This window comes from Micromonospora inaquosa (assembly GCF_003857055.1).
In the GTDB taxonomy this organism is placed as follows: Bacteria; Actinomycetota; Actinomycetes; order Mycobacteriales; family Micromonosporaceae; genus Micromonospora; species Micromonospora inaquosa.
This window is the reverse complement of the sequence record NZ_QGSZ01000051.1, coordinates 1-5,126: the sequence shown is the minus strand read 5'-3', so window position 1 is coordinate 5,126 and position 5,126 is coordinate 1. Positions and strand designations below refer to the sequence as shown.

Here is a 5,126-nt window from a genome sequence, read left to right as displayed (position 1 = left end):
CTCTGCCGGCGTACGCGGGGTGACTTGTGCCGGCGGCCCGGTCGGGTCTGCCGGCGGCAGGCCCCCGCGGGGTCGGTTCGGCTCCGCCGGTGCGCCGTCCGGGCCCAGCTCGGTGCGTTGCTGCTTGGCCGAGCGGAGGTCGTCGATCCAGCCGAACTCCTCGCCGGCGACCGGCTCCTCCGGCTCGGGCTCAGCCGCCCGGCCGCGACCCCAACGGCGGGTCTTGGCACGGGGATCGGGCCGCTCGTCCGGGCCCTCGTCCGGGCGGTCCCCACCACGCGATCTCACTGTTGACCCTCTCCTGCGGCGTCAGTGCCGCTGTCCTGCATCATGCCGGGGGCGCCCGGGCCCGTCGTCGGACGGGCGACCCCCGGGGATAGCGCTGGCGTGGTCTGCGCCGTTACGGATGGCTCGGATGTCGGCGTCTCCGGGCGGGCGGCCGGGGCCGGCAGACCACGCACGATCCGGCGCAGCACCGGCAGCCGGCCGGCCACCGACCGCTCCGCGCCGTGCGGGCTGGGCTGGTAGTAGTCGGTGCCCACCAGGTCGTCCGGGACGTACTGCTGGGTGACCACGCCGCGCTGGTCGTCATGCGGGTAGCGGTAGCCGGTCCCGTGGCCCAATCCGCGCGCACCGGCGTAGTGCGCGTCGCGCAGCCCTCGCGGCACCGGGCCACCCCGACCGGCCCGCACGTCGGCGATCGCGGCACCGATGGCGGTGGTGGCCGAGTTCGACTTGGGCGCGGTAGCCAGGTGGATGACCGCCTGGGCCAGGTTGAGCTGCGCTTCGGGCAGCCCCACGTACTCGACGGCGTGCGCGGCGGCGGTCGCGACGCTCAGCGCGCTCGGGTCGGCCATGCCCACGTCCTCGCTGGCGAAGATGACCAGACGACGGGCGATGAACCGGGCGTCCTCACCGGCGACCAGCATGCGGGCCAGCCAGTGCACCGCGGCGTCCACGTCCGAGCCGCGCATGCTCTTGATGAAGGCGCTGACGACGTCGTAGTGGGCGTCGCCGTCGCGGTCGTAGCGCACCGCCGCCACGTCGACCGCCTGCTCGGCGGTGGCGAGGTCGATCCGCGCGCTGCCCAGGGCCGCGGCGGAGGCCGCCGCCGCCTCCAGGGCGGTGAGCGCCTTGCGGACGTCACCGGCGGCCAGCCGGACCAGGTGGTCCTCGGCCTCGGTGGTCAGGGCCAGCGCGCCGTCCAGGCCACGTTTGTCGGCGACCGCGCGGCGCAGCAGACCCCGCACCGCCTCGTCGTCCAACGGTTGCAGGGTGAGCAGCACGCACCTCGACAGCAGCGGCGAGATGACCGAGAAGTACGGGTTCTCGGTGGTCGCTGCCAGCAGGGTGACCGTACGGTCCTCGACGGCGGCGAGCAGCGAATCCTGTTGGGTCTTGCTGAACCGGTGGACCTCGTCGATGAAGAGCACGGTCTGCGGGCCGCCCGAACGGCGTTGGCGGCGAGCCGCCTCGATCACCGCCCGGACGTCCTTCACGCCGGCGGAGAGTGCCGACATGGCGACGAAGCGGCGGTCGGTCGCGCCGGCCACCAGGTGCGCGATGGTGGTCTTGCCGCTACCCGGTGGGCCCCAGAGGATCACCGACATCGGCGCCCCGCCGGAGACCAGTTGCCGCAGGGGTGCGCCGGGAGCGAGCAGGTGCTCCTGCCCGACCAACTCGTCGAGGGTGACCGGGCGCATCCGGACGGGCAGGGGCGAATCGTCGGCCACCGCGGTGAAGCCGTCGACACCGGCCGGACCGTCGGGCGCGCTGCGCGACCCGGCGGGTTCACCGAGGGAGAAGAGGGCGTCGGACTCCATCACGAAGACAGTACCGGGCCGGGCCTACGACGCCGGAATCGCGCCGCAGGCCCGCCGCCGGTGATCGGTTCCGGTCAGCCACGCCCGGGGCGTCGACCCCGGTACCAGCGGCCGCCACCACCGCCGCGCGGGCCGCTGCCCACGCCGGCCAGGTAGAGCGAGAGCAGGAGCAGCCCGATGAGCACGAGGGTGTTCCAGTTGAACAGGTCCGGTGCTCCGAAGTTGGTGTTGAGCAGGTCGATCAGCAGGGCAAAGCCAAAGACGATGGCCGCGAGAATGGCGAGCATGTCGGTCCTCCGGTGGGGGTTCCCAGTAGGTCGGCGCGTGATGTACCCAATCGGTCGGCTCGCCAATCTCCATGGTGGACCTGCCCGCGCCGCGACGGCCCGGCGCGGGCGTTCCAGGGCCGGCTCCTAGGCTGGGCAGCATGATCATCGACGAACAGGTGCTCCAGGACCGGAGCGCCGTTCTGGCCGCCGTCGGCCACCACCCGTTCGCCCGGCACGCGCTGGGTGGACGCCCTCCGGTGCGCGGCTATCAGCGCGACGGCGCCGTGCTGTGGCTGGTGCCGCCCGAGCACGGGCCGGCCGGCTGCGCGATCGGCCCGGCCGGGCCGGCGCTGGAGATCTGTGTCGCGCTCGCCACCGACGGGGTGCTGCGATCGGGGCATCGGCTGCACCTGCCCCGGCACGATCGCGGCCTGCTGGTCGACCGGTTGGCGGTGGCCGAGCACAGCGACTGGGACTTCCACTGGACCGACACGTCGCCACCGGCTCAGCCGGACGAGCAGCCGGTGGTACGCCTCACCGCCGCCGACCAGCCGGCGCTGGCGGCGCTGGTCGAGGAGTCGTTCCCCAGCAGCACCTCCCGCCCGGGCGACCCACGGGTGGTGGACTGGTACGGCATCCGGGTCGGTGACCGGTTGGTCGCCTGCGGCGCGGACCGCAGCCAGGGTGACATCGGCTTCATCGCCGGCCTGACCGTCGCCCCCGACCAACGGGGTCGAGGGCTGGGCGCGTCCCTGACCGCGGGGATGACCCGGGCAGTGCTGGCGCGCCACGACACCGTGGGGCTCGGCGTCTACACCCACAATGTCGGTGCGGCGCGGCTCTACCGTCGGCTCGGCTTCACCAACACCCTCCCGCTCAGCTCGATCCGCCTCGCCTGACAGAGCCCCTCTTCTCCTCAGCGCTCGGCGGCCGGCACCGGGACCGCTGTCGGTTCGACGGCCGGGGCGGCCCGACGGCCGGCCAGCCAGGCGGGCAGGTAGAGCGGGGCGGCGACGGCCAGCACCACCGCGCCGACCACCATCGCGGTGCCGACGCTGGTGGCGGCGGCGAGCGCGGTCAGCACCACCCCGCCGAGCGCGCCGGCCGGCTGCGCCATCATCGAGTTCAGCGAGAGGACGCTGGTCCGGTACGGGCCGTCGACCTGCCGGTGCAGCAGCCCACTGTGCAGCGGGTTGGACGCGCCGTGCACGGCGTAGCAGGCCAGGTACGCCACCAGCACGCCGACCGGCCCGGCGAACAAGCCCATCCCGACGACCGTCACACCCTGCAGGATGCGCAGCACTGCCGCACCCGGCGCGGCGCCGAACCAGCGCAGCAGCAGTGGGGTCAGTGCCGCACCGGCCGCCGAGGCGAGCCAGGCGGCCGAGTTCGCCGGTCCGAGCAGCGCCGCGGCGCGTTCCGGATCGCCGATCACCTCGGCGAGCCGGACCGGCAGCAGCGACTCGAAGGTGACCATGCCGAAGCCCCAGAACAGCTCGACGGCCACCAACGCCAGCAGCACCCGGGAGCGACGCAGCAGCCCGACGGCCTGGCCGATCATCCGGGGCGCCTGGGCCACCGAGGCGCGCAGCGCCGCGAGCCCGGTGGCCGGACGTTCCTCGACCAGCAGCAGGACCAGCGCGACGAGCGCCGCCGCCTGCGCGACGATCGCGGCCAGCACGGGCACGGTGAGCGCGGTGACCGGCCCGATCGGGCCGAGCGCGATGAGACCGCCGCTGAGCAGCGCGCCACCGCCGATCGCCGCACCGATGACCGCGCCGGCGTGGCCGAGGCCACGCTCGTACTCGGCCTCCGGGTCGGCGGCCAGGGTGGCGTCGACGTACCAGGACTCCAGCGGGCCGCTGTCCAGCGCCCGGTAGATCCCCTGCAGGGCCCAGACCACGAAGAACAACCAGAACGAGTCGGCCACCGCGAACAGCGCCAGCGACGCGAGGTTGAGCACCCCGGCGGCGAGCAGTACCGGGCGACGACCGAGGGCGTCCGCGAGCCCGCCGGTGGGCAACTCCAGTGCCAGCACCAGCAGCCCCTGCGCCGTGCCGACCAGGCCGATCTGCGGCAGCGACAGGCCGCGCTCCTGCATCAGCAGGATCATCACCGGGATCATCAGGCCGGTGGGCAGCCAGCGCAGGCCGTAGAGCGTGAGGTAACGAACCCGGACCTGGCGTACGGACAGCGCGCTCATGACAATCCCTCACTTCTCGACTGCGGGGCTCGCAACACCGGCTCACTCCTCGCGCTCATCAGAGGCCCTCGCGCAGCGGGTAGGCGGCCAGGAAGATCTGCACGGGCTGGGCCTCCGGATCGGTCGGGTCCGCGGTTTCGGCCTCCTGGCGGTACCGCTCCAGCAACTGCCACACCTCGTTCTTGAGTTCGTCCAGCCGGGCCGGTGGGATGGTCATCAGGGTGTCGCTCATGCCGAAGCCGTCCCGCCAGGCCGGTGACCATTCGTGCTGGGTGGCGAACCAGCGGTCGGCGGTCTCGGCGAGGAGACGCACCTGGTCGCCCTGGATCCACTCGATCGCGGCCCGGGCGTCGGGGTCGTCGTCGAAGTCGGACGGCTCCCAGTTGGTGACGTCGTGCGCCGCCTGCCACCATCGTTGCCGCCCGCTGCCCCGGTCGGGGTCCTCGATGACGAGCCCGACCTCGGCGAGTTGGCGCAGGTGGTAGCTGGTCGCGCCGGTGTTGGTGCCGAGCAGTTCGGCGAGGGTGGTCGCGGTGGCGGGCCCCTTCACGCGCAGCGCTCCGATCAACCGCATTCGTAGCGGGTGCGCCAGCACCCGGACCTGCCGTTTGTCGATCCGCACCTCACGCAGCGCTGGCTGCGGGACGTCTTCGTCGTTCGCCATGACTGCACACTATCTCTGCACAGTTTCTATGCACAAGTGTTCTGCATAGAAACTGTGCATCCATCTCTCCGCGATCTTGCGGTTTCGGTCTTCGTTTCGCTCACTGAAGACCCTTTTGTCGCCACCGGAAGTGCAAGATCGCGGGGGTGGGACGGGCCGCGCGTGGG

General features: G+C 72.8%; 5 protein-coding genes and 1 pseudogene. 1 reads left to right on the top strand and 5 read right to left on the bottom strand.

From position 1 onward, the window contains the following. The 3 genes and pseudogenes from DLJ59_RS00610 to DLJ59_RS00600 form a co-directional block, all read right to left on the bottom strand. A pseudogene (locus tag DLJ59_RS00610) lies at positions 1–288 on the bottom strand (hypothetical protein); the annotation flags it as partial. After that, positions 285–1,823 (bottom strand): replication-associated recombination protein A, encoded by a 1,539-nt coding sequence (locus DLJ59_RS00605; protein ID WP_124770580.1) that lies wholly within the window; start codon positions 1,821–1,823, stop codon positions 285–287. The gene DLJ59_RS00605 and the pseudogene DLJ59_RS00610, both read right to left, overlap by 4 nt. A 74-nt stretch (positions 1,824–1,897) precedes the next feature. Further along, a complete protein-coding gene (locus tag DLJ59_RS00600; RefSeq protein ID WP_074318554.1) occupies positions 1,898–2,110 on the bottom strand; it encodes a hypothetical protein in 213 nt (70 codons plus the stop codon). Between the two features lie 140 nt (positions 2,111–2,250). Here DLJ59_RS00600 and DLJ59_RS00595 point away from each other — a divergent pair, with 140 nt between their 5' ends. Beyond that, positions 2,251–2,991, top strand: a complete 741-nt coding sequence (locus tag DLJ59_RS00595) for a GNAT family N-acetyltransferase (protein ID WP_124770579.1) — start codon at positions 2,251–2,253, stop codon at positions 2,989–2,991. Between the two features lie 17 nt (positions 2,992–3,008). Here DLJ59_RS00595 and DLJ59_RS00590 read toward each other — a convergent pair whose 3' ends face one another. After that, positions 3,009–4,295 (bottom strand): MFS transporter, encoded by a 1,287-nt coding sequence (locus DLJ59_RS00590; RefSeq protein ID WP_124770578.1) that lies wholly within the window; start codon positions 4,293–4,295, stop codon positions 3,009–3,011. A gap of 58 nt (positions 4,296–4,353) precedes the next feature. Next, entirely contained in the window at positions 4,354–4,959 is a 606-nt protein-coding gene (locus tag DLJ59_RS00585; RefSeq protein WP_124770577.1) for an ArsR/SmtB family transcription factor, read from the bottom strand. Positions 4,960–5,126: the final 167 nt, after the last annotated feature.